Below are 22,473 nucleotides of genomic sequence, written 5' to 3'. Positions count from 1 at the left end.
ACTCCTCGCATCCCCCGGACCGTCCGCCGGGACCGGTCTCGTTCGACGACGCGCATCAGCAACGCGAAAGAAGGCTGATCATGGCCCCATCGACGTCCAGTGCGATCACCCTGAACATCAATGGCGAAAAGCACACGCTGCCCGTCGATCACCGCACCACCCTGCTCGACGCCCTGCGCGAGCGCCTCGATCTGACCGGCACCAAGAAAGGCTGCGACCAGGGCCAGTGCGGGGCCTGCACGGTACTGCTCGACGGGCGCAGAGCCGTGGCCTGTCTGCAACTGGCGGTCGCGGCCGAGGGGCGCGCGATCACCACCATCGAAGGGGTGGCCGACGGCGACCGGCTGCACCCGGTCCAGCAGGCCTTTCTCGACCTGGACGGCTACCAGTGCGGCTACTGCACCCCGGGGCAGATCTGCTCCGCCCTCGCGGTGATCGAGGAACACGCGGCGGGCTGGCCGAGCGCCGTGACCGACGACGTCCGGCCAGAAGCCGGGGTGCCCGCCCTCACCGCGGAGGAGATCCGCGAGCGGATGAGCGGCAACCTGTGCCGCTGCGGCGCCTATGTGTCGATCGTGCGGGCGGTCGCACAGGCCGCGGAAGCCTCCGCAACCTGTGCCGACGGGGTCAAGGAGCCGCTCGCATGAGGGAATTCGGCTACGAGCGCGTCCACGACGTCTCCGGAGCGCTGGCGCTGCTCGGCACGGACCCGGAGGCCCGCTTCCTCGGCGGCGGCACCAACCTGGTGGACCTGATGAAGGCCGGTGTGGAGCGCCCCGCACTCCTCGTCGACGTCCAGGGACTGCCGCTGGACACCATCGAGTTCACACCGGACGGCGGACTGCGCATCGGCGCGACCGTCACCAACAGCGATCTCGCCGCCCACACCGAGGTGCGGCGTCACTACCCGGCACTGGCGCAGGCACTCCTGGCGGGCGCCTCAGGACAGCTGCGCAATATGGCCACGGTCGGCGGGAATCTGCTCCAGCGCACCCGCTGCGGCTACTTCAGCGACCTCGCCAAGCCGTGCAACAAGCGGGTCCCCGGCAGCGGTTGTCCGGCCATCGCGGGCGAGCACCACAACCACGCGATCCTCGGCGCCTCCGGGCACTGTGTGGCCACCCACCCCTCGGACATGGCGGTCGCGCTCGCGGCGTTCGACGCCGTCATCTCGTACGAGACGGCCGACGGGCCCGGTGAGCTGCCGATCGCCGAGTTCTACGCGCCGGTGGGAGACACCCCGCACATCGAGACCGCCCTGCCGCCCGGCGCCCTCATCACCGGTGTCACGCTGCCGCCGGCCTCGGTCGCCGCGTACTCCCGGTACCGGAAGGTGCGCGAGCGCGCCTCTTACGCCTTCGCGGTCGGTTCCATCGCCGCCGCGCTCGATGTCAGGGACGGGACGGTGGCCGAGGTGCGCCTCGCGTTCGGGGCGGTCGCTTCCCGGCCGTGGCGGGCCCGCACCGCCGAGCGGGCGCTGACCGGCGGACCGGCGAGCGCGGAGGCGTACGCCGCCGCTGCGGACGCCGAACTGGCGGCGGCCGAGGCGCTCCCGGAGAACGGATACAAGGTGACGTTGACGCGCAATCTCGTGGTGGCCGTGCTGAGCGAACTCGCCGAGGAGGCAGCCCGATGACCACGACGACCGACAGTGCGGCGTTCACCGGGGCCGTCGGCTCCGGCCGTACCCGGGTGGAGGGCCGCGACAAGGTCACCGGAGCGGCCCGCTACGCCGGCGAGATCCCCTTCGCGGACCTCGCCCAGGGCTGGCTGGTGCTCTCGACCGTGGCCCGGGGCCGGATCCGTGAGGTGCGGGACGCCGACGTCCTGGCCATGCCCGGAGTCCTCACGGTGCTGCACCACGGGAACGCACCGCGCGTCGAGACCGACTACGTCGGCATGCTGGGACGGCCCAACCCGGTCATCGGGCTCTTCCAGCACGACCGGGTGCCCTTCGTGGGCTGGCCGGTGGCGATGGTCGTGGCCGAGACGTCCGAGCAGGCCAGGGAGGCGGCCGAGGCGCTGGTCGTCCGCTACGACGAGGAGCCGCACGACGTGGCGTTCTTCGCCGGCCACCCCGGTGCGTACACCCCGCCGAGCGGTGTGATGGCCGAGGCCGAGACGGCGAAGGGCGATCTGGAGGCCGAACTGGCGGCGGCCGCCTTCGTCGTGGACGAGGCGTACACCACTCCGGAGGAGCACCACAGCTCGATGGAGCCGCACGCGGCGACCGCCCGCTGGGACGACGGCCGGCTCGACGTCGTCGACTCCAACCAGGGCAGCTCCTGGGTGGCCGCCGAGCTCGCGCTGGTCTTCTCCCTCGACCCGTCAGCCGTACGAGTGCGGTCCGAGCACGTCGGTGGCGCCTTCGGCTCCAAGGGGCTGAGCCCCCATCAGGTGGCCGCCGTGATGGGGGCCACCGTTCTCCAGCGGCCAGTACGCGTCGTACTGACCCGGCGTCAGATGTTCTCGCTGGTGGGGTATCGCAGCCCCACGGCGCAGCGGGTCAGGCTCGCCGCCGACCCGGACGGCCGGCTGCGCGTGTTCGACCACCGGTCGCAGAGCCTGACATCGACCGTGCACGAGTTCGTCGAGACGAGTGCCGTGCTGGGGCGGGTCCTGTACGACGCGGACGCGCACCACACCCAGCACGCGCTGGTACGGCTCGACGTGCCGACCCCGACCTGGATGCGCGCACCCGGCGAGGCGCCGGGGTCCTTCGCCGTCGAATCGGCGCTCGACGAACTGGCCGAGAAGTGCGGCGTGGACCCGATCGCGCTGCGCGTCCGCAACGAGACCTCGGCCGGGCCCGTCTCCGGGCTGCCGTTCAGCAGCCGCAACGTGGTCGCCTGTTTCGAGGAGGGGGCCCGCAGGTTCGGCTGGGCGGACCGGGACCCACGCCCCGGCGTGCGCCGCGAGGGACGCTGGCTGACCGGGACCGGAACGGCCGCGGCCACCTACCCCTCGGGAGTCAGCCCGTCCACCGCGGCCGTGACCGCGGAGCCGGACGGAGGCTTCACCGTACGGATCAACGCGGCGGACATCGGCACGGGGGCCAGGACCGCGATGACCCTGGTCGCCGCGGAGGCCCTGGAGGTGGACCCGGACCGCGTCCAGGTGCGGATCGGGGACAGCGACCTGGGGCCGGCGATGATCGCAGGCGGCTCGATGGGCACCCGCTCCTGGGCCTGGGCGGTCATGCTGGCGGCGGGCGAGGTGCGCGAGCGGCTGGCGCTGGGCGGCGGCATCCCGCCGGAGGGAATCACCGCCAGGTCGAACACCGCAGATGTCATCGGCACCCTCCCGCAGCTGGAACGGCACTCCTTCGGGGCGCAGTTCGCGGAGGCGGCGGTGGATATCACCACCGGCGAGGTGCGGGTACGCAGGCTGCTCGGCATCTACGCCGCGGGCAGCATCGTCAACCCGCTCACCGCACGAAGCCAGTTCATCGGCGGGATGACCTGGGGGCTGTCGATGGCCCTGCACGAGGAGGCGATCAGGGACCAGGCCTCCGGCGGCCATGTCGGCGCCGACCTCGCCGGCTACCACTTCGCCTCGCACGCCGACGTGCCGGTCATCGAGGCGGACTGGGTGGACGACCGCCTTCCCGACGACCCCATCGGCATCAAGGGCATCGGTGAGATCGGTGTCGTCGGCGTCGCCGCCGCGATCGCCAACGCGGTGTGGCACGCGACCGGCGTCCGTCACCGGGAGCTGCCGATCCGCCCCGACCGCGTCCTGCGCGCGGCGGAGGAGGCCAGGGGCGCCTGAGCGGCGGACGCCGCTCCCGGCGGCGGTGTGACCGGCAGAGGTCACGCCGCCGCCGTACGGGACGGGGAACCGGAGTCAGAACTTCCGCAGGGTGACCGAGTGGCCGGGCCGCAGTTCCACCCGCCGCGTCACGCCTTGCCAGCTGACCTCGGTGCTGCGGCCGCCGACGCTGCGGATCCGCGCCTCGCGCACCTTCCCGTCGCGCCAGCTCAGATCCACCAGGAAGCCGCCACGCGCGCCCAGTCCGGTGACGGACCCCGAGCCCGCCCACGCCGCCGGCAGGGCGGGCAGCAGCTCGATGTGGCCGGGCCGGGAGTACAGGAGCATCTCGATCATGGCCGTCGGGGTACCGAAGTTGGCGTCGATCTGGAAGATCCCCCGGTCCGGGCCTGTCTGGTAGATGTCGAACAGATTCGCCGAGGTGCCATTGCTGCTGCTGACCGAGGGCCGCAGGTTGTTGACCACGAGCTGGTAGGCGTTGTCGGCGTTCTTCAGCCGTGCCCAGCACATCGCCCGCCAGGCGTTGGCCCAGCCGAAGTTCTCCATGCCGCGCGCCGTGAGCAGTGCGGTGGCGCCGGCCAGCAGTTCGTCGGAGACCGCGCCCGCCCTGATCCGGTCCCCGGGGAAGAGGCCGATCAGCGGTGACAGATGGCGGTGCTCCGTCTCGCCGAGGTTCTCCGGGGACATCCACTCCTGGAGCCAGCCGGTCTCGGGGCTGACCTCCGGCAGGTACAGCCGCTTCCGCATCCTCGCCACGGCCGCGCCGTACCGCGCGTCGCGGCCGAGCAGCGCGCACGCCTCCTCGAAGTGCAGGAAGAGGTCCCGTACCACCTCCTGGGCGTAGGTGTTGCCCTTCGCGTCCTGCGGTCCGTGCTCGGGGGACCAGTCGCTGTCCGCGATCAGGACCTCGCGCCGCTCGCCCGTCGCGGCGTCGGTGACGGTCGTCGTCAGCAGCCGTGCCTCCCAGAACTCGCAGGCACCCTTCAGCATCGGGAAGATCCGCGCCACATGCGCCAGATCGTGGGTGAACTCGTAATGCTCCCAGAGGGAGTTGCACAGCCAGGCGTTGCCGGCGGGGTGCCACCACCAGCCGAGACCGCCGTGGATGTTGGTGGAGAACGCCACGGTCCAGCCGGCGACCTTGCCGCTGGAGTTGCGGAAGCGGTTGGCCGGGTCGTTGAAGTGGCTGCCCGTCAGCTCGGTCCAGGACGGGAGCTGGGCGAGGCAGTAGTCCGTCAGCGCGTCGAAGCAGGGGGACAGCCCCGCGCGGTCGGCCATCCAGTAGTTCATCTGGATGTTGATGTCGGTGTGGTAATCGCCCATCCAGTCCGGGTCGTTGCCGTCCAGCCACAGGCCCTGGAGGGCGACCGGCAGCCCGCCCCGCGATCCGGAGATCATCAGGTAGCGGCCGAACTGGAGGTACAGAGACTCCAGTTCGGGATCGGGATCACCCTCCGTTGTACGGGCCCGCAGCCGGTCCCAGGTGTCCAGGGAGCGCTGCTGCGGTGTGGAGGCGCCCAGGTCCAGCGTCATGCGGTCGAACAGCCCCCGGTGATCGGCCACATGGGTGTGCAGCAGAACGGTGGCGGAGACGGCGGCGGCGTCACGGGCCTTGGTGCGCGCGAGGGCGAGCGGGTCGAGCCCCGGGTCGCGGTAGCCCTTGGCGGCGTCGGGGGCGTAGTCGGTGCCGCCGCTGATCACCACGGTGAGGTCCGCGCACCGGGTGAAGGTGATCCGGCCGCCGTCCGTGGACACCTTGCCGCTGCGGCTGTGCGCCAGGACGACCGCCCCGTAGCGGAGCCCGTTGCCGAACGAGGCCGCCAGGGAGAGTTCCGCCCTGCGCCCGTCGGCCGTGGTGGTCTCGCCGTGGGTGCCGTCCAGCGCGAGCGTGCCGGTGTAGTGGCCGCCGCCGCGCTGGCTGAACCGGATGACCACGACGTCGTCCGGCCGGCTGGCGAGGACGCTGCGCTCGTACGTCACACCGGAGCGCGTGTAGCGGGAGGTGATGACGCCCTGGGCGAGGTCGAGACCGCGGCGGTAGCCGGACACCGCGGAGAGCTCGTGGTCCGGGATGTCGACGGACACGTTGCCCAGCAGCGTGAAGCTGCCGAAGTCCTCACGCCCGTAAGGGAACTGGCCGTCCGCGTCCAGCTGGTCGTTGATCCCGCCGGTCCACAGGGTGGCGTCGGTGAGGTGCAGCAGTTCGTGCGCGGGGTCGTTGCCGACGAGCGCGCCGAGCCGGCCGTTGCCCACCGGGAGGGCCTGCTCGATCATCGAGTCGGCGGAGGCGGGCGTCCGGTACCACATCTCGGTGGCCCGGCCGGGGGCGCGCGGCGGGGCCGCGGCGGGCCGCTCCGGGGCGGGCGTGGCGGCGAAGGCGGGCAGCGCGCCGAGGGTGGTGGCCGAACCCACGGCCGCGGCGAGCGTGAGCAGGCGGCGGCGGCTCGGGTGACCGGGCTCCGGCTGCGCGGGCGGCTGCGGGTGCGGGTGCTGGTCGTTCACGGTGACTCCATTTCCGGTGCGGGTGACGGGCGGGGAGAAACAGTGCGGCGGAGCGCCGGTCGTACGGGGTGGCGGGGGAGTGAGGGAGAGACAGGTCGTTAGATGCGGCGCACGACGGCCGAGTCCGACGCGATCGCCTCGACGAGGCTGGTCGATGACATGGCCGGAAAGGTAGGGGAGTTAATTTCCTCTGTCAAGAAAAAAAGCGTCTCAGGCCAGGTGTCGCGGCAGTGGAGCGCAACCGCCCGGAGAACTCGCCCGGAGCGACTGGGCCCGGTGGTGGGCCGGGCCGTTGGCCGAGCTGTCACCGCCGCGAAATCCCCCGTACCCGGCAGGAATTCGAGGTTCCCCGAGTATCGGCATGGGCATGACATCGCATGGTGCGGCCCCACCCGCTTCGACCAGGAGGAAGCAGTGAAGAACAGACGACGGATCCGCAACGTACCACTGGTGCTGGCCGCGGCCGGGGTGTTGGTCCTGGCCTCGCCGGGCAGTGCCTTCGCGGACGTACCGGGTGCTCTGCCCGCGAACGCGGACGGACTGGAACAGACCTTCCAGCCGGCCTACGACTACGACGGTGACGGCTGCTATCCGACCCCCGCCATCGGCCCCGACGGCACCGTCGCCCCCGGACTGAAGACCACCGGCGCCGTCAACGGCAGCTGCCACGACTCCTGGGACCTGGACAACACCAACGGCTACGCGCGCTCCAAGTGCAACAACGGCTGGTTCGCCATCATCTACGGCCTCTACTTCGAGAAGGACCAGGCCGTGGCCGGCAGCGGTCTCGGCGGGCACCGCCACGACTGGGAGCACGTCGTGGTCTGGGTGCAGGACAACGAGGCGAAGTACGTGTCCACTTCGGCCCACGGCGGCTTCAGCGTCTACGGCCGCGATCAGATCCAGTGGGACGGGACCCACCCCAAGGCCGTCTATCACAAGGACGGGATCGGTACACACTGCTTCCGTCCCGCGACCACCGGCGACGAGCCGCCCGAGAACCACTACCACCAGTGGCAGTTCCCCGATCTCGTCGGCTGGAACGGCTACCCCGAAGGCATCCGGGACAAGTTGGTGCAGGCCGACTTCGGCAGTGCGGTCTTCGGCCTGAAGGACGGGAACCTCGCGGGCCACCTCCAGAAGGCGATGCCCGCCGGGATCCCCTTCGATCCCAACGCCTGACGGGACCGCTAGGGCCGGTACGGCGGGGCGGTGCGGTGCGGGTCAGTGCCGCACCGCACCGCCGTACCGGCCGGGGAGCGGGGCGAGGAGCCGGTGGGCCGCCATCGCCGCGCCACCGCGTGCCCACGCCTCGAACGGCAGTGGCCGCACCAGGAGTTCGCACCCGGCGGCGGCGCCGAAGGCCTGGTCCGCGAAGGTCCGCCGGATCTCGTCGGAGAAGAGGTCGTACGCCGCCACGCCCTCGCCGGAGATGATGACGCGCTCCGGGCCGATGAGGTTGGCCACCGAGGCGATTCCCAGCCCCAGCGCCCGCCCCGCCCGGGTGAACACCTCGCGGGCGGCGGCATCCCCGGACCTGGCCAGACGCACGGCGCCGGAGAGGGAGAGAGCTCCGTCCCCGGTCTGCTCCCGTACCTGGTCGACGATGGCCTGGGTGGACGCGACGGCCTCGACGCAGCCGGTGTTTCCGCAGGTGCAGACCCGTTCCGTACCGCTGACGGGCAGGTGTCCCAGTTCGCCGGAGACCCCGTACGCCCCGGAGACCACCCGTCCGTGGAGGGATATCCCGCATCCCACTCCCGCGCCGACCGTGACCAGGGCGAAAGAGGAGAGCCCGACCCCGGCACCGAACCACTGCTCTGCGACGGTGAGCGCCCGGACGTCGTTGTCGATCACCGTCGCGATGCCGGTGGCCTCCTCGACCAGTGCGGCGAGCCGGACACCGTGCCAGTCGAGGAAGGGCGAGTAACGGACCGTTCCGCCCGGCCCGTCCACATCGCCGGAGACCGTCACGCCGACGCTGTGCACCGCCGGACCGGACTCGCCCGCCCCTTTCGCGCCCTGGCCGCGGAGGGCGCCGACCAGTTGGGCGACGGCCCTGACCACGGTGCCTACGTCCCGTGAGCGCAGCGGGGTCCGCCGGGTGGCCAACGGTGCGGCCGTGAGGTCGACGAGCATGCCGATGAGCTCGTCGGACGTGATCTTGATGCCGATGAATCCGGCCCGCTCCGGCCGTACCGCCACCAGCGTGGCCGGGCGGCCGGGCTGCCGGTCACCGGCCGGGCCCAGCTCGGTGATCCAGCCGTCGTCGAGCAGCGGTGCCGAGACCTTGGTGATCGCCCCGGAGGAGAGTCCGGTACGGCGTCCGAGCTCCGCCCGGGTCAACGGACCCTGGGTCAGCAGGGCCTGGAGAACGAGGGTGGCGGACGGCGGCTGCCGGGAGAGGTTCACCTCGTGGAGATTACCTTCTGACCGAAAGCAAGGCAGGCGCGTCCGAGGGCGTGGAACACCCATGGGCGGGGAAATGGCCCTGGACCGGTGTTGAATATATTGACGTTGGAAGGAAACTCTCGCTACATTCGCCGCGCGCTCGCCGCAGGCGGCGGCCGAGCGGAGCCGCGTCCGCACCGCTGGTTCCGAGAGGACATGCCATGACCCGCACCACCACCCGGATCGCTCATCTGCGGGCGGCCGGGGTGAGCTTCGTCGTCGAACTCCGCGCTCCGCTGCCGCGTGTCCTGCACTGGGGTGAGGACCTCGGTGAGCTGACCGGCGACGGTCTCGCGGCCCTCGGGATGACGGCGGAGGCCGCCACGCTCAACAACGCCCCCGACGAACCGCGTCAGTTCACGGTCTGGCCCACCGAGGCCGACGGCTGGCTGGGCACTCCCGCCCAGCAGGGCCACCGGTCCGGGACGGCCACCGCGCCCAGGGTCGTGCTGACCGGGGCAGAGGAAAGCCCCGGCGAACTGGCCATCGCCCTCCACGACACCGACGCCGCAATCGACATCACCCTCACCTACCGGCTGGACCCGTCCGGCGTCCTGGGCGTGCGCACCAGCGTCTCGTGCCCGGCCCGGCGAGAATCCGACACCGCCGCCGCCGTCCCGTACGACCTCGCCGCCACCACCGCGCTGCTCCCGCTGCCGAACCGGGCCCAGGAGATCCTGGACTTCACCGGGAAGTGGTGCCGCGAACGCTCCCCGCAGCGCGGCCGGCTGGCGTTCGCCGGCCATGTCCGTGAGGTGCGCCGGGGCAAGCCCGGAGTGGACGCGCCGCACCTCCTGACGGTCGGGGTGCCCGGATTCGGGTTCCGTACCGGCGAGGTCTGGGCCCTGCACGTGGGGTGGAGCGGCAACCAGCGCTGGCTCGCCGAGCGGCTGCCCGAGGGCGCCGGGGTGCACGGGGGAGTCCTCGGCGGCGGGGAACTGCTGGCTCCCGGCGAGATCCGGCTGGCCCCGGGCGACCGGTACACCTCGCCCGAGTGCTTCTTCGCCTGGTCCGGCGAGGGCCTGGACGGGCTGGCCGGCCGCTTCCACACGATGCTCCGCGCCCGCCCCGGCCACCCGTCGTCGCCCCGGCCGCTGACCCTGAACACCTGGGAAGCGGTCTACTTCGACCACCGCCCCGAACGGCTGCTGGCGCTGGCGGATGCCGCGGCCGCCGTCGGGGTGGAGCGACTGGTCCTGGACGACGGCTGGTTCCTCGGCCGCCGGGACGACACGGCGGGACTCGGTGACTGGACGGTGGACCCTCGGGTGTGGCCCGAGGGGCTGACCCCGCTGGCGGACCGGGTGCACGGCCACGGGATGCAGTTCGGGCTCTGGGTGGAGCCGGAGATGGTGAACCTCGACTCGCGGATGGCCCGCGAGCACCCCGAGTGGATTCTCGGCCCGTCCGCCGGGGTGGGCCCCAGCTCCCGCCACCAGTACGTGGTGAACGTCGCCGACGGGCGCGCCTTCGCCCATCTGCTGGAGCGGCTGGACGCGCTCGTCACCGAGTACGGCATCGACTATCTCAAGTGGGACCACAACCGGGACCTGCACGAAGCGGTGCGGCGCGGCGCGCCCGGCGCCGACCGGCCAGGCGTGCACGCCCAGACGGCGGCCCTGTACCGGCTGATGGACGAACTCAGGGCGCGCCACCCCGCGCTGGAGATCGAGTCGTGCTCCAGCGGCGGCGGACGCGTGGACCTCGGCGTCCTCGCCCGTACGGACCGGGTCTGGGCGTCCGACTGCAACGACCCGGTGGAGCGCCAGTCGATCCAGCGCTGGACGGCGCAGCTGCTGCCGCCCGAGCTGATCGGCGCCCATGTCGGGGGCCCGCGCAGCCATACGACGGGGCGGGTCACCGATGACTCGTTCCGGCTGATCACCGCGTTGTTCGGTCACGCGGGCATTGAGGACGACCTGACCGCGCGCACCCCGGAGCAACGCGCGGCGCTGGGCCGGTGGGTGGCGCTGTACAAGGAGCTGCGCGGTCTCCTGCACGGTGGACGGGTCGTCAGGGCGGACCTGGACGACGAGGCGACCCAGCTGCACGGCGTGGTCGCACCGGACGCCGGCGCCGCGTTGTACTGCTGGGCGCGCACGGAGACCTCGGTGCCGGGGCAGTCCGGCCGGGTCCGGCTGCCCGGCCTCACCCCCGGCCGGCCCTACCGGGTCCGGATCCGTACGGAGGCGGGGCTGCCCGCCCTCCACCAGGTCGCCGGTCCCCGCTGGTGCACGGCGGCGCTCGACGGCTGGGTCCCGGTGCCGGGCACCGTGCTGACCGGCGCGGGGCTGCCGATGCCGACGCTCAACCCGGGGCAGGCCCTGCTGATCGAGGTCGCGGCGCAGGTCGCCGCGAGCTGACCGGCGGCGCACCGGCCGGCCCGGGTGGGGCCGGTGCGCCGCCGGCCGGGGTCACGGGCTCGCCGCGTCGTAGCCGTAGCGCAGCGGGCCGTCGCCCGGGGGCAGGCCGAGCCGGTAGACGTACAGGGCCTCGGCCCTGACGCCACCCGGCGCGGCCTCCACCTCGCAGGGGCGGGTGACCTGTACGACCGTGGGCCGGTCGGTGACGCGCAGGCGCAGGCCGTGGGCGGGGCCCCCGACGAGCACCGCGTGCTCCTCGCATGTCGTGCAATCGGTATCCATGCCCATACTTTAAAGGTTGCGCAATAAAAGGAGTATGCGCCTCCGCTCCTTTCAGGCCTCGGCTCCTTTCAGGCCTCCGCTCCTTTCAGGCCTCGGCCGAGGCGCCGGACGCGATACCGAAGGCGGGCTCCGGCACCTTCGCGGGGCTGATGAGAGTGGAGTGCCGGCCGTCCGTGCCGACCGGGACGTCTCCGTCGATGGTGACGCGGCGCAGCTTGCGCTCGTGGGTGTCCGAGTCGTCCACCCCGTAGTGCTGGGTGGCGCGGTTGTCCCAGATGGCGACGTCGCCGGCCTGCCACTGCCAGCGCACGGTGTTCTCCGGGCGCTCGATGTGGGACTGGAACAGGTCGATGAGGGCCCGGGAGTCGCGGCCGGTGAGTCCACTGACGCGCTGGACGAAGTTGCCCAGGAGCAGCACCCGTTCGCCCGTCTCGGGGTGGACGCGGACCACCGGGTGCTCGGTGAGGAACTTCGTCGAGGTGAACACCTTCCGGTACTGGGCAAGCGCCTCCGGCAGGGCGTCGGGGCGCAGCGCCACGTAGTCGTAGTCGTTGGAGTGGACGGCCCGCAGGCCGTCGGCCAGGGTGCGCAGCGGCTCGGGCAGCCCGGCGTACGCGGCGGCGGTGTTGGACCAGAGGGTGTTGCCGCCGTAGGGCGGGACGGTCACCGCGCGCAGGATGGAGAAGGCCGGATAGGCGGGTACGAAGGTGACGTCGGTGTGCCACTGGTTGGCCCGGCCGCCGTGGTCGGAGTCGATGCCCAGTGAGTAGCGGCCGTCGGCGGACGGGACGGTCGGGTGGGCGACCGGGGTGCCGAGCAGCCTGCCGAACGCCTCGTGGCTGTCCTCGTCCAGGTGGTCCTGGCCCCGGAAGAAGATGACCTTGCTGGCCAGCAGCGCGGCCCGGACGGCCGCGACCGTCGCTGGGGCGAGATCACCACCGAGGCGTACCCCGGAGATGACGGCGCCGATGCGGCCGCCGACCTTCTGGACGGTCACGGTGGATGCGGGAGCGGAAGCGGTGGTTGCCGAGGACATTGCGGGAATCCTTTCGAGGGGCACGCCCCGCAGGCGGCGGACTGCCGCCGCCGGACTGCCGCCGCCGGACGCGGAGGGTCCGGTCGCGGTTACGTGCGGACGCGGATACGTGTGGACGCGGTGTACGCGGAGACGCGGGGATGTCGGTACGTGGCGGTGGCGCGGGAAGCGGAGGCGCGGTGCGACAGGGGCGGTCAGGCAGCGCTACAGCGGCCCGGACACCCGGGCGGCCGTGCGGTGCGGCCGACGCGCGGGGCGGGCCGCGCATCGGTAGTGGCCGTCGCGAACATGTTCCGGAGACTCGCAGCGCCCCGCCGGGTACGTCAACCACGTACCCGCGCCACGCGGGGCGCCCGAGCGCGGTCCGCGCCCCGTCCCGGCGGGCACCGGCAAACCGCCCCCGACCAGGGCTTCGCGGTCCGCGACCGGCCGTCCGCGCACGGTGCCCGGGAACCGGGTGCGGGGCCCCGCGCGATTTCACGCCGCCGTAATGTCGCGCCCGCCCCGCACAGACCGCCCCGCGCCACCCGCCGGAGTCTCCATCGATTGGCGAGGGCGGACGGGCAGGACTAATCTCGTGTGAGTGAACGAATGCGTTCACTCAACGGCTTGAGTCTGCAAGCGATCCCATGACGGAATCCCACGCGACACCCCGGCGGTCTGCCGAGTCCCGGAAGCGGGCACACGGCAGCGGAATCGCCCTACTCGTCATCTGCTCATGTCAGTTGATGGTGGTCCTCGACATCACCATCGTGAACATCGCCCTTCCGCACATCCAGACCGCGCTGGGCTTCTCCACCGAGAACCTCTCCTGGGTGGTCAACGCCTACACGCTGACGTTCGGCGGACTGCTGCTGCTGGGCGGGCGGCTCGGTGACATCCTCGGCCGCCGCAGAGTCTTCATGTTCGGCGTCGTGCTCTTCGCCTTCGCCTCGCTGCTCGGCGGGCTCTCCCAGGAGTCCTGGCAGTTGCTGGCGGCGCGTTCCCTCCAGGGTGTCGGCGGTGCCATCGCCTCACCGACCGCGCTCTCACTGATCACCACGACCTTCCGCGAGGGGCCCGACCGCAACAGGGCGTTCGGCGTCTTCGCCGCCGTCTCGGCCGGCGGCAGCGCCATCGGGCTGCTGGCCGGCGGGCTGCTCGTGGAGTGGCTCGACTGGCGGTGGATCTTCTTCGTCAACGTCCCCATCGCGCTGCTGATCGTGCTCGCCACACCCCGCTTCATCCGGGAGTCCGAACGCCACCCGGGCCACTTCGACGCGGTCGGGGCGCTCACGGCCACGCTGGGCATGGTGCTGCTCGTCTACGGCTTCATCCGCGCGTCCGAGGAGGGCTGGAGCAACGGCCTGACCCTGGGAGCCTTCGCCGCGGCCGTCGTCCTGCTCGCCCTGTTCATCGCCATCGAAGGACGATCGAGGCAGCCCATCACACCGCTGTGGATGTTCCGCGACCGCAATCGCGCGGGTGTGTACGGGATGATGCTGTGTCTGTCCGCGGCGATGTTCGGAATGTTCTTCTTCCTGACCCTCTTCGTGCAGAACATTCTGAGTTTCAGCCCGCTCCGGGCCGGCCTCGCCTTCCTGCCGATCAGCGCGATCATCGCCGTGGGGGCCGGATTCACTTCCAGGCTGCTCCCCAGATGGGGCCCGAAACCCTTCATGGTGACGGGCTCGCTCCTGTGCGCCGCGGGGCTCGGCTGGCTGACGCAGGCGGACGCGGACAGCACGTACCTGGGCAGTCTGCTCGGTCCGGTGCTGGTGTTCGGGCTGGGCATGGGGCTGCAGTTCGTGTCGCTGACGCTGATGGCCGTGTCCGGTGTGGCGTCGCGGGAGGCGGGCGCGGCGTCCGGAATCCTCAACACCATGCAGCAGGTCGGCGGTTCGCTCGGCCTGTCCATCCTGGTCACGGTCTTCGGCACGGCCAGCCGTAACGAGGCCACCCATCAGGTCCCCGGCTTCCTGTCGCAGGCGACCCCCGCAGAGGTGGCGCAGTTCCGCAGGACGGGCCAGCTCCCCGGGCAGTGGGGCGAGCAGGTGCTGGTGACGGGCATCTCCAGGGCCTTCGTCACTGCCGTCGTGTTCGCCGTGGTGGCCGCGCTGGTCGCGCTCATCATCGTCAAGGTGCGCCCCTCGGACATCGAGCGGCTGCGGGGCGGCGGCGCCGTGATGCCCGCAGCGGCGGAGGCCGCTGACGCTCCGGGAGGAGCGGGGGCACCGGGCGGTGCGGACGAGCCCGCCCGGCAGCCGCGGCGGCCGGGCGGCCAGGATCCCCCCGATCCGGAACGATGACCCCCGGAACAGGGGCGACGACTCCCGGACCAGGGGCGGCTCTCAGCCCTTGACGGTGAAGCCCGCCCGCAGCAGTGCCTCGTCGCGCGAGGACGGGCCGACGAGCAGCTCGAAGGCGCCCGGCTCGACGATACGGTTGCCCGCGGCGTCCACCAGACTGCACTCCGCGACCGGCAGTTCGATGACCACCTCACGCGACTCGCCGGGTTCGAGCATCACCTGACGGTAGGCCTTGAGCTCCTTCTCCGCCCACGTCACCGAAGTGACGGTGTCGCTCACGTACGCCTGCACGGTCTCCCGCACCGGCCGGTCACCGGTGTTGCTGACGAGGACGCGTGCGCGAAGGGTGTCCTCCGCGCCGAGGTCCTCCGTGAGCACCTCCAGCCCGGTGTACGAGACGCTCGTATAGCTCAGGCCCTCACCGAACACGAACGCCGGACTCTGCGTCAGATCGGCGTAGCGGGAGCCGTGCTGGCCGCGCACCTGGTTGTAGTACGTCGGCTGCTGACCCGAGTGGCGGGCGAAGGAGACCGGCAGCCGGCCGGACGGCTCGATGAGGCCGAGCGCCAGTTCGGCGACCGCCCGGCCACCGAGCATGCCCGGATTGAAGGCGTGCACGATCGCCGCCGCGCTGTGCGCGGAGGGCGGCAGCACCAGCGGCTTGGAGCTGATGACGACCACCACCAGCGGCTTGCCCGTCGCGGCGAGCGCGTCGAGCAGCGCGACCTGGCCGCCGATCAGTTCCAGGGTCGCGGTCGAGCGCCCCTCACCGATCAGCTCGATACGGTCACCGACGACCGCGACGACGTAGTCGGCGGCCTCCGCAGCGGCGACGGCCTCGCCGATCAGCGCCTGGGAGGGCTCCGCGGGGACGACGACCTCCGGCCGGGGCTGCCCGTCCGGGAAGAACGCGCCCAGCGGGTCGGGTCCCACGGTGAGGATGTCGGCCCCGCGTGCGTGGGTGACGGTCCAGCCGTCCGGCACATGCTCCCGGAAGCCGTCCAGCACGGTGCGGATCATGTCGCGCGGATGCCCGTCCGGCAGCCAGTCCGCCTGACCGGAGGAACCCGCCCAGTCACCGAGCTGGGTCTGCGCGTCGTCGGCGTTGGGCCCGATGACCGCGACGGTGCGTGGCTCCGCCCCGGTGGCCGCAAGCGCGCGGCCGTCCGGCCCGGCCGTGAGACCGCCGGCCAGCGGGAGGGTGCCGTCGTTGGTGAGGAGCACCAGCGAGCGGCGGCCCGCTTCGAGGTTCAGTTCGGCGTGCCCGGCGCTCCCGATGACCGAGGCCTGCCGCTCGCGGTCCGGGTGGCGCGGGTTCTCGAACAGACCCAGCTCGAACTTGAGCGTGAGGATCCGGCGGACCGCCGCGTCGATCTCCGCCTCGTCGAGCGTGCCGGCGGCGACCGCCTCCTGCGCACCCGCGAAGAAGTCCGGCGTCGTCATCACCATGTCGTTGCCCGCGCGGACCGCGGCGGCGGCCGCCTGCGCGTGGTCGGCGTAGACCCGCTGCTCCCACACCATGCGGCCGACGTTGTCCCAGTCGGTCACCAGCGTTCCGGTGTACCCCCACTCGCCGCGCAGCACCTCGTTCAGCAGCCAGTTGTTGACCGTGATCGGGACCCCGTCCATCGACTGGTACCCGAGCATGAACGTCCGGCAGCCCTCCTTGGCGACCCGCTCGAACGGGGGCAGGAACCACGAACGGAGCTTGCGGCGCGAGATGTCGGCCTCGCTCGCGTCCCGGCCGCCCTGGGTCTCCGAGTAGCCGGCGAAGTGCTTTGCGCAGGCCAGGATCGCCGTCGGGTCGTCGAGACCGTCGCCCTGGTACCCGCGCACCATGGCGGAGGCGAGCTCACCGATGAGGAACGGGTCCTCGCCGAACGTCTCGCTCACCCGGCCCCAGCGCAGGTCCCGGGTGATGCACAGGACCGGGGAGAACGTCCAGTGCACGCCGGTCGCGGCGACCTCGACCGCCGTCGCCCGCGCGATGCGCTCGACGAGTTCGGGGTCCCAACTCGCGGCCATGCCGAGCTGGGTGGGGAAGATCGTGGCCCCTTCCCAGAACGAGTGGCCGTGGATGCAGTCCTCCGCGACGAGCAGCGGGATCCGCAGCCGGGTCCGTTCGGTGAGCGCGGCCGCCTCCAGGACGCGGTCGGGGGAGGCGTGCAGGATCGAGCCCGCGTGCATGTCCTCGATGTGGTGCCGGACCCCGTCCTTCGCGTTCAACTGGAGCATCTGGCCGACCTTCTCGGGCAGCGTCATCCGCCCGGCCAGATCGGCGACGCGCTCGGCGACGGACAGCGCGGGGTCGAGATAGGGCAGTGAGGAGCCCACAGGAGTTCCTTTCACAACGTCGGTGACGTTCTCGTCGGGCGGATGCCTGGGTGAAGGACCGGCCGGTCCAACTCGGCCACCCGGTCCCACCGTACGCCGAATCCCGACCGGGTGGTAAGTATGTGAGTATGCAACTGTACTCATGGACGCCGTCAGGGACGGCCGGGGAGAGTGGCACATGACCGGCGACACACGGCGTGGATACGCCAAGGGCCGGGCCAAACGCGTGGAGATTCTGGACCAGGCCATGGCCATCTTCGGTGAGGCCGGCTACCGGGGCGCGTCGTTGCGGGTGATCGCCACCCGCTGCGGGATCTCGCATCCCGGTCTGCTGCACCACTTCCCGACCAAGCAGTCGCTGCTGCTCGCGGTGCTGGAACACCGCGACGAGGTGGACTCCCAATGGCTCGCCGTCGGCAGTCCGAAGGGCGTCGGCCGGCTGCGCAGGCTCGTCGACCTCGCCGCGCTGAACGCCGAACGCCGGGGGATCGTCGAGCTGTTCTCCGTACTCGCCGCAGAGGCGACCGCCGCCGACCACCCGGCCCACGCCTACTTCGTGGAGCGCTACCGCACCTCGTTGCTCTCCACGGCCGTCTCCTACCGGGAGGCGCTCGACGAGGGCGCGCTGCGTGCCGGGATCGAGCCCGACGAGGCGGCGCAGCAGCTGATCGCCATGATGGACGGACTTCAGATCCAGTGGCTCATCGGCGGCTGCGTGACGGACATGGCCGGTGTGCTGCGGGCCCATGTGCAGGCGCAGTTGACCGTGGCGCTGTGAAGCCGGGGCCCGTGCCGCCCGCAGGCGGCACGGGCGGGGTCAGGCTCCCGGCGAACCGTCGGGGCCGGCCGCGAGCAGGGCGTCCCGGCCGATGAGGGCGGTCGAGCCGGGCCCCGTGCAGGCGTACGCACCCGCCACCGCGCCCAGCCGCGCGCAGTCCTGGACGTCCCTGCCGTCGAGCCTCCCGTACAGGAAGCCGGTGACGAACGCGTCGCCCGCCCCGTTGGTGTCCACCACCGGGGCCGGCGGCACGGTCGCCGGTACGTGGCACGGGTCCGGTCCGCCGTCGCGGGTCAGGAACCAGGAGCCCCCGGCCCCCGCCGTGGCGACCACGGTCCGGGCACGGCCCTCCCGCAGGATCCGCCGCATCAGCGCGGGGGCACCGTCACCGGCCGTCGCCGCGCTGAAGAAGACGAGATCGGACCGCAGGGCGAACTCCCGCTGGTGCTCGGCCAGTCCGTCCCAGTCATGCAGATCGGTGGAGACGGGGACACCGAGGGCCTCGATGTCGTCGTACAGGAATCTGGTGAAGCCCGTGATCGACAGGTGGACATGACGGGCGCGCCGCAGCCGGGGCAGGTAGAACTCCCGGGGCATCCGCAGCTCCTCGGGGTCCCGGGCGTCGTAGAACGACATCCGGCGGCCCTTCGCGTCCACCAGGTTCACCGCGCGCCGGGTGCCCGCCGCGGAGATCAGCGGATGGAACTCCACATCCCCCTCGGCCAGCCGCTCGCGCACCAGGGCACCGGTCGGATCGTCACCGATGCAGTCGAGCAGGGCCACGTCCAGACCGAGCGCCCGCACGCCGAGGGCGACATTGCCCCCGGTCTGCCCGGCCCACTCCGCGATCGGTCCCACCATGACGGAGTCGGCGAGCGGGACCGGCAGGGAGTCGACGCGGACGATCGTGTCCACCCCGCTGCCGCCTACCACCACAACGTCGTACCCGGGTTGTCGCTGGTTCACTGTGCCGCCTCTCTCGTCCCGCCGCGGCCAGTATCGCGGACCGGACGGCGGCACCGCGGCCGTTCTCTGCGAGCGGTCCGGCAGCCCGCTGCCTATGATCGACCGGGGGCCTTGGACCTGATCTGTGGAGGCTTTTCGATGCTGTCGGTGCTCGAACCGCGTGACATTCCTCCGCGCCTCGCCACTGGCGCGTTCATCCTGAATTCCGGCCTGGGCAAGCTCAAGGCCGACGAGGAGACCGCCCAGACCCTGCACGGCATGGCCTGCACCGCCTACCCCTTCCTCGACCGGATCGAGGCCGGACGGTTCACCCGGCTGCTCGCCTGGTCCGAGATCGCGGTCGGCAGCACACTGCTGGTCCCCGTCGTGCCGACCCGGCTCGCCGGACTGGCGCTGACCGGGTTCTCCGGCGGACTGCTCGGCCTGTACCTGCGGGTTCCCGGAATGCGTGAGCCGGGCAGCCTGCGCCCCAGCCAGGCCGGCGTTCCGCTGGCCAAGGACGCCTGGATGTTCGGCATCGGGCTGGGCTTCCTCGGCGCGGGGGCCCGCCGCTGCGGCACGCCGCGCCGCCGTTGCCGCCGGCACCGCGGGTGCCACCGCTGAACCATCCGGCCGTGGGTGGTGGTACGCGTCCCGGCCGTGGGTGGTGGCACGCGTCCCGAGCCACCGCCCGCCGTCAGCCGCGCACCCGGGCCATCAGCAACGCCACGTCGTCGTGGTGGCTCGGGTCCCGGAGCTTGCGCAGCAGCCGGTCGCAGGACTCCTCCAGCGACGCGTCCGGCTCGCGCAGCAGCTCCCGCAGGGCGGCCAGCCGGGTGTCTATGTCCTGGTCACGGGTCTCGACCAGGCCGTCCGTGTACAGGACGAGCCGGTCACCCGGTCCCAGTTCGAACGTCACGTCGCTGAACGGAACACCGCCCACGCCCAGCGGCGCCCCGGCCGGCAGATCGAGCAGCCGGGGCGGGCCCCCGGCCGGTATCAGCACCGGCGGCAGATGCCCGGCGGTGCTCACCCGGCAGCTGTCGCGGGCCGGGTCGTACACGACGTAGACGCAGGTGGCGAACCACGGGTCGAGATCGGCGGTGATCTCGTCGAGGTGCCCGAGCACCTCCGCGGGCCGCAGGCCGATCCTGGACAGCGTCTGGGTGGCCGTCCGCAGCCGCCCCATCGTGGTGGCCGCGTTGATACCGCTGCCCATGACATCGCCGACCACCAGGGCGGTTCCGCCCTCCCGCAGCGGGATGACGTCGAACCAGTCGCCGCCGACCTCGTACCGCGAGGCGGCCGGCCGGTAGCGGGACGCCACCTCCAGCCCGGCCGGGGCGTGGTGGTTGTGCGGGAGCATGCTGCGCTGAAGGGTGAGGGCGGTCTCCCGCTGCTGCCGGAACAGCCGGGCGTTGTCGATGGAGACCGCCGCGCGGGCGGCCAGCTCGCAGGCCAGCACCTCGTCGTCCTCGGTGAACGGCAGCGGGTTGTCCGTCCGGATGAGGTCGATGGCGCCCAGCACCTCGCCCCTGGCGATCAGCGGCACCGCCAGGTAGGAGTGCGCACCGGCCTCCGCCAGCAGCCCGGCCGAACGGCTGTCGCGGGCGACCCGCGCCATCGACTCCGCGTCGAGGTACGGCACCCGCACCGGTTCGGCCGTACGCACGCAGCGCGTGATCAGCCGGTCCGCTCCGTAGTGGGCCGCGTGACCCGGCGGATCCGCGGCTTCCACGACCGGCGTCGGCCGGGCCGCGACGACGGCCAGCGCCTGGATGAGGGCGGGGCCCTCGGTCTGGCTGGGACGGCCCTTCAGCACACTGTCCAGGACATCGACGGCCGCGACGTCGGCGAGCGCGGGAACCGTGACCTCGGCCAGCTCCCGCGCCGTCTGCTCCAGGTCAAGGGTGGTCCCGATGCGCACGGAGGCGTCCGCGACCAGCGCCAGCCGGTGCCGGGCCCGCTCCGCCTCTGCCTCCGCCCGGTGGTGGTCGGTCATGTCGATCAGCGAGACGGCGAGGCCCAGCACCCGGCCACCGGAGTCCTCCAGCCGGTACAGCGACATGGACCAGGCACGGTCGGTCTCCGGATCGGCCGAGGTACGGCCCTCCACCTGATGGCCCACCTGCGGCACACCGCTCTTGAGGACCTCGCGCATCGCCGCCTCGACCACTTCGGCGTCGAGGAAGGGCAGCGCCTCCCCGACCCGGCGCCCGAGGTGCTCGGCCGCGCTCAGTCCGTTCATCCGCTCCAGCGCCGGGTTGGCCGCCAGATACCGCAGATCGCTGCCCAGGACCGCCAGACCGATCGGGGACTGGTCGACCAGGCGCACGGACAGCGCCAGATCGCGCTCCACCTGCCGCAGCGTCGCCCCGTCCGTGGCCAGCCCCAGCGCGAAGAAGTCACCGCGGTCGTCCTGCAGCCGCATGTTGCGGAACTCCAGCAGCCGGCTGGTGCCGTCCTTGCACCGTACGGGGAAGCTCCCCGCCCAGGTCTCACCGCTCTCCATCACCTCGGAGAACAGCCTCAGCACCAGCTCGAAGTGTTCCTCGTCGACCAGGATGCGGGCGGCGAACCTGCCCAGCGCCTCCTGCGGCGTGTAGCCCAGCAGCCGCTCCGCCTGCGGGCTCCACAGCACGATGCGGCCCTCGGTGTCGAGCATCATCGCGGCCGTCCCGAGGACGTCCACCAGACCGGTCTCGGAAGAGCGGCGCACCGTTGCCCGGCGGGCGTCGCCCGAGCCGGTCCGTATGTCATCGGTGCCGTCCACGGACCATCCTTCCCAAGCCGTCGCCGTGCCCGGACACAAGGTTCGCGCTCTCCCATGGTCGCCCCGGACCCGCCGCCACCGCAGCTCCTGCGAACCGGGAGATCCGGTCGCAGGAGGTTTCGGCGGCCTCACGACGGTCACCCGCAGCGTACTGATCCCCGCACACGAACACGACAGTCTGGAGTGAGACCCATGCAGAACCCCACGCAGAACCCCATGCAGAGCCCCATGCAGAACTGGCGCGAGCGGGCCGCTTGCCGCGACGAGGACCCCGACCTGTTCTTCCCCATCGGGACCACCGGCCCCGCACTCGTACAGGCCGAGGACGCCAAGGCGGTGTGCCACGGCTGCCCCGTACGGGCCGAGTGCCTGCGCTGGGCCCTGGAGAACGGCCAGGACACCGGCGTGTGGGGCGGTCTGGACGAGGCCGAGCGGCGCGCGCTGAAGCGGCGCAGCCGCCGAAGGGCCAAGGAGTACGGCTGAGCCGGCGCCTATGTACCATCGGCGGCCGGTCCGCGTGATGATTGCGCCGCCACCGGGTACACGGTGAGTCATGGACACCACGGCCTGGCTCATCATCGGCGCGGTTCTCGTGCTGCTCACCGTGGGTATCGCCGCAGTCCTTCTGGTGCGGGTGTTCCGGGCCAGAAAACTGCTGGTCGACGCCGGTATACCGCTACAGAACAAGGCGCTGGTCTGGGCAGCGATCATCTACACCGTGTCACCGGTCGACCTGCTGCCCGACCCCGTCTACCTCGACGACATCGGCTTCCTGATGCTGGCGCTGCGCTCCCTGCACGCCGCCGCGCGCGCTGCCGGGGTCGGCGGCCGCACCGAGCGGCCGGCCGAGTCCACCCGGCTCGTGCCGTAGCCCACGGCCCTGTTCGCCGAACCCGTCGCGTCAAGCTCGTTGACAGCTGAACAGCTACACGTCACTCTCCTGGGAGAGC

17 protein-coding genes are annotated in these 22,473 nt (G+C 72.0%); 10 read left to right on the top strand and 7 right to left on the bottom strand.

What is annotated here, in order from left to right:
- Positions 1–80: 80 nt before the first annotated feature.
- The 3 genes from ACZ601_RS01580 to ACZ601_RS01570 are packed head-to-tail and all read left to right on the top strand — an operon-like array spanning position 81 to position 3,771.
- Positions 81–647, top strand: a complete 567-nt coding sequence (locus ACZ601_RS01580; protein WP_440578132.1) for a 2Fe-2S iron-sulfur cluster-binding protein — start codon at positions 81–83, stop codon at positions 645–647.
- Positions 644–1,636 carry an FAD binding domain-containing protein gene (locus tag ACZ601_RS01575; protein ID WP_469531935.1) on the top strand — a complete coding sequence of 331 codons (993 nt, stop codon included), beginning with the start codon at positions 644–646 and terminating at the stop codon, positions 1,634–1,636. Before ACZ601_RS01580 ends, ACZ601_RS01575 begins: the two co-directional genes overlap by 4 nt.
- A complete protein-coding gene (locus ACZ601_RS01570; RefSeq protein ID WP_469531933.1) occupies positions 1,633–3,771 on the top strand; it encodes a xanthine dehydrogenase family protein molybdopterin-binding subunit in 2,139 nt (712 codons plus the stop codon). The genes ACZ601_RS01575 and ACZ601_RS01570 overlap by 4 nt, the downstream gene beginning before the upstream one ends.
- A gap of 75 nt (positions 3,772–3,846) precedes the next feature.
- Here the strand turns inward: ACZ601_RS01570 and ACZ601_RS01565 are convergent, their stop codons facing one another.
- Complete coding sequence (locus ACZ601_RS01565; RefSeq protein ID WP_469531931.1) at positions 3,847–6,273, bottom strand: glycoside hydrolase family 95 protein; 2,427 nt, start codon at positions 6,271–6,273, stop codon at positions 3,847–3,849.
- Between the two features lie 414 nt (positions 6,274–6,687).
- On the opposite strand from ACZ601_RS01565, the gene ACZ601_RS01560 reads away from it, so the two are divergent.
- Positions 6,688–7,455, top strand: coding sequence for an NPP1 family protein (locus tag ACZ601_RS01560; RefSeq protein ID WP_469531930.1), 768 nt, complete (start codon positions 6,688–6,690; stop codon positions 7,453–7,455).
- Positions 7,456–7,497: 42 nt separating this feature from the next.
- Here ACZ601_RS01560 and ACZ601_RS01555 read toward each other — a convergent pair whose 3' ends face one another.
- Positions 7,498–8,685: an ROK family transcriptional regulator gene (locus ACZ601_RS01555; protein ID WP_469531928.1), complete on the bottom strand. Its 1,188-nt coding sequence runs from the start codon at positions 8,683–8,685 to the stop codon at positions 7,498–7,500.
- A gap of 200 nt (positions 8,686–8,885) precedes the next feature.
- Between ACZ601_RS01555 and ACZ601_RS01550 the strand changes: the two genes are divergently transcribed.
- Positions 8,886–11,087 (top strand): alpha-galactosidase, encoded by a 2,202-nt coding sequence (locus tag ACZ601_RS01550; RefSeq protein WP_469531926.1) that lies wholly within the window; start codon positions 8,886–8,888, stop codon positions 11,085–11,087.
- 51 nt (positions 11,088–11,138) lie between these two features.
- Here the strand turns inward: ACZ601_RS01550 and ACZ601_RS01545 are convergent, their stop codons facing one another.
- Positions 11,139–11,369 (bottom strand): hypothetical protein, encoded by a 231-nt coding sequence (locus ACZ601_RS01545; protein WP_469531925.1) that lies wholly within the window; start codon positions 11,367–11,369, stop codon positions 11,139–11,141.
- Positions 11,370–11,454: 85 nt separating this feature from the next.
- The gene (locus ACZ601_RS01540; protein ID WP_469531923.1) at positions 11,455–12,405 is read right to left on the bottom strand and encodes a TauD/TfdA dioxygenase family protein; all 951 of its coding nucleotides are present in this window, start codon (positions 12,403–12,405) and stop codon (positions 11,455–11,457) included.
- A 629-nt stretch (positions 12,406–13,034) separates the two neighbouring features.
- Between ACZ601_RS01540 and ACZ601_RS01535 the strand changes: the two genes are divergently transcribed.
- Complete coding sequence (locus ACZ601_RS01535) at positions 13,035–14,693, top strand: MFS transporter (protein WP_469531921.1); 1,659 nt, start codon at positions 13,035–13,037, stop codon at positions 14,691–14,693.
- A gap of 42 nt (positions 14,694–14,735) precedes the next feature.
- On the opposite strand, the gene ACZ601_RS01530 is transcribed toward ACZ601_RS01535, so the two are convergent.
- Positions 14,736–17,027, bottom strand: a complete 2,292-nt coding sequence (locus ACZ601_RS01530; protein ID WP_469531919.1) for an exo-beta-d-1,3/1,6-glucosidase — start codon at positions 17,025–17,027, stop codon at positions 14,736–14,738.
- A gap of 178 nt (positions 17,028–17,205) precedes the next feature.
- Between ACZ601_RS01530 and ACZ601_RS01525 the strand changes: the two genes are divergently transcribed.
- Entirely contained in the window at positions 17,206–17,805 is a 600-nt protein-coding gene (locus ACZ601_RS01525; RefSeq protein WP_440575663.1) for a TetR/AcrR family transcriptional regulator, read from the top strand.
- 39 nt (positions 17,806–17,844) lie between these two features.
- On the opposite strand, the gene ACZ601_RS01520 is transcribed toward ACZ601_RS01525, so the two are convergent.
- A complete protein-coding gene (locus ACZ601_RS01520; RefSeq protein WP_469533780.1) occupies positions 17,845–18,741 on the bottom strand; it encodes a carbohydrate kinase family protein in 897 nt (298 codons plus the stop codon).
- Between the two features lie 168 nt (positions 18,742–18,909).
- Between ACZ601_RS01520 and ACZ601_RS01515 the strand changes: the two genes are divergently transcribed.
- Positions 18,910–19,374: a hypothetical protein gene (locus tag ACZ601_RS01515; protein ID WP_469531918.1), complete on the top strand. Its 465-nt coding sequence runs from the start codon at positions 18,910–18,912 to the stop codon at positions 19,372–19,374.
- A gap of 73 nt (positions 19,375–19,447) precedes the next feature.
- Here ACZ601_RS01515 and ACZ601_RS01510 read toward each other — a convergent pair whose 3' ends face one another.
- The gene (locus ACZ601_RS01510; protein ID WP_469533777.1) at positions 19,448–21,505 is read right to left on the bottom strand and encodes a SpoIIE family protein phosphatase; all 2,058 of its coding nucleotides are present in this window, start codon (positions 21,503–21,505) and stop codon (positions 19,448–19,450) included.
- Positions 21,506–21,751: 246 nt separating this feature from the next.
- Between ACZ601_RS01510 and ACZ601_RS01505 the strand changes: the two genes are divergently transcribed.
- Positions 21,752–22,006 (top strand): WhiB family transcriptional regulator, encoded by a 255-nt coding sequence (locus tag ACZ601_RS01505; RefSeq protein WP_469533774.1) that lies wholly within the window; start codon positions 21,752–21,754, stop codon positions 22,004–22,006.
- Positions 22,007–22,076: 70 nt separating this feature from the next.
- Positions 22,077–22,394, top strand: a complete 318-nt coding sequence (locus ACZ601_RS01500) for a YkvA family protein (RefSeq protein WP_469531917.1) — start codon at positions 22,077–22,079, stop codon at positions 22,392–22,394.
- Positions 22,395–22,473: the final 79 nt, after the last annotated feature.

This window comes from Streptomyces sp. NPDC104307, from assembly GCF_055584045.1.
This window is presented reverse-complemented; position numbering and strand designations above follow the sequence as displayed.

Bases quoted from the DNA above. Each gene is read 5' to 3' on its own strand.
- ACZ601_RS01580 (WP_440578132.1), top strand. From the start codon at position 81: ATGGCCCCATCGACGTCCAGTGCGATCACCCTGAACATCAATGGCGAA.
- ACZ601_RS01575 (WP_469531935.1), top strand. From the start codon at position 644: ATGAGGGAATTCGGCTACGAGCGCGTCCACGACGTCTCCGGAGCGCTG.
- ACZ601_RS01570 (WP_469531933.1), top strand. From the start codon at position 1,633: ATGACCACGACGACCGACAGTGCGGCGTTCACCGGGGCCGTCGGCTCC.
- ACZ601_RS01550 (WP_469531926.1), top strand. From the start codon at position 8,886: ATGACCCGCACCACCACCCGGATCGCTCATCTGCGGGCGGCCGGGGTG.
- ACZ601_RS01545 (WP_469531925.1), bottom strand. From the start codon at position 11,369: ATGGATACCGATTGCACGACATGCGAGGAGCACGCGGTGCTCGTCGGG.
- ACZ601_RS01540 (WP_469531923.1), bottom strand. From the start codon at position 12,405: ATGTCCTCGGCAACCACCGCTTCCGCTCCCGCATCCACCGTGACCGTC.
- ACZ601_RS01535 (WP_469531921.1), top strand. From the start codon at position 13,035: ATGACGGAATCCCACGCGACACCCCGGCGGTCTGCCGAGTCCCGGAAG.
- ACZ601_RS01525 (WP_440575663.1), top strand. From the start codon at position 17,206: ATGACCGGCGACACACGGCGTGGATACGCCAAGGGCCGGGCCAAACGC.
- ACZ601_RS01515 (WP_469531918.1), top strand. From the start codon at position 18,910: ATGCTGTCGGTGCTCGAACCGCGTGACATTCCTCCGCGCCTCGCCACT.
- ACZ601_RS01505 (WP_469533774.1), top strand. From the start codon at position 21,752: ATGCAGAACTGGCGCGAGCGGGCCGCTTGCCGCGACGAGGACCCCGAC.
- ACZ601_RS01500 (WP_469531917.1), top strand. From the start codon at position 22,077: ATGGACACCACGGCCTGGCTCATCATCGGCGCGGTTCTCGTGCTGCTC.